This window comes from Xanthovirga aplysinae, assembly GCF_009711365.1.
Lineage (GTDB): Bacteria > Bacteroidota > Bacteroidia > Cytophagales > Cyclobacteriaceae > Xanthovirga > Xanthovirga aplysinae.
In genome coordinates, this window is sequence record NZ_SMMB01000414.1 from 1 (window position 1) to 1,500 (window position 1,500).

At 35.6% G+C, this 1,500-nt stretch carries 1 pseudogene; it reads right to left on the reverse strand.

The window, feature by feature from the left end:
- Positions 1-64 precede the first annotated feature (64 nt).
- Positions 65-1,500, reverse strand: a pseudogene (locus E1171_RS23415) (putative type IX secretion system sortase PorU2); the annotation flags it as partial.

Below are 1,500 nucleotides of genomic sequence, written 5' to 3' on the forward strand. Positions count from 1 at the left end.
AAAACCCACTTAAAATGCTATAATCCAATAAGATACCAATCAATAACCAAAGAATCATATCTGTCTATCGTAACAGATATAATTTTCCCACCCCGTTTTTGAAGGCCTTATCGGCAGAAGTATCTCTGTGCTCCATGCTTTCTCCATGGTTTCGAATCACCACCCGATACAAATAAACCCCGTTAGCAAGTTGATCTCCATATTCATCTCTTCCATCCCAGGCATACTCCGTTAAATTATTTCCAATACGAATAGGCCCTATTTCATCTTGTGTAATAACTCGAACCACCTTTCCGGTCACCGTCATGATCTGAATTTTCACCTGATCGGGAATTTCGGAGCCTGTCAATGTAAACACGAAGCGCGTACTTGTTGAAAATGGATTTGGGTAAGGATAAAAGTTTGTAATGGTAGATTCGTTGATGACTTCAAAATTTACCTGGTAGTCTTCTCCAGCTACATTCCCGGTAGCATCCTCACCTCTTACCTGCAAAGTATAAATGCCATTTTCCAACTGGTCCAATTGGTAATCTGCTTTAATTTTATTCTCAGTATTCTCCGTAGAAATCAATTTCTCTGAGATCTCCTTAAATTCTGACTCTTCATCTTTAAGATAAATTTTTATTCCTTCTGCATTTTCTATCTTCAAATGAGGATTATCATCTCTGATAAGCACCGAAATAATTGAAGAAGGAGAAACCAAATCTCCATCCATAATGCGTATCCCATCGAAAGTTACATCCATTACTGGGTTAAGGGTATCAGCATTTACTTGCATTACCTCATTCAAATATAAGGAGTTATTATGCATGTTAACTTCCACTATATTTCCTGGGTTAGCGAAGAGGGACAAATTATTACGGCCTACAAAAGATCTGCTTTTTAAATTAATTGAGAATTGAATAGAACTGTCTCCTTTTACGTCTGGAATTTTAATTTTAAAATCCTCTGAACGTGCCTCATTATCATGTCTATATTCCAGAGTTAATGAGTCTTTGTATCCCACAGTTGACACATTAATAAATGTAAAATCAGTGGTATAATCTTCACCTTCCTGCTTAATTACTTTCTCTTTTAAACTAAAATCCTCTGAGGGGTACAATACTCCCTCCGGAACTCTTTGATAGTCCATTTGCCAATAATCTAATTGAGGAATGTTTTTATCTTTTCCATCAGAGGTGAGATTTAAACGCATTTTTAAATAGGGATAGTCAGAGGCGGCAATTGAAGAAAGGTCATAAAGACTACTATTTATATTATCTTCTAATACTTCTTCATTTCCATTTTTATCCACTCCGACTATTTCAACAGAATAAGAAGATTCCAAATCAGGTATCTCATTAATTTTAAATTTTAGAGCCGTCCAATTGACAGCAGGTCCTATTTGGTTAGAATAAATACTTCCCTTTTCATAAGAAGCATGAAGTGAGGTATTGAATATTAGACTTTCTTCTGGTTGTCCCCAATATTTTTCCTGTACACTTATATCCGTTGTATTTT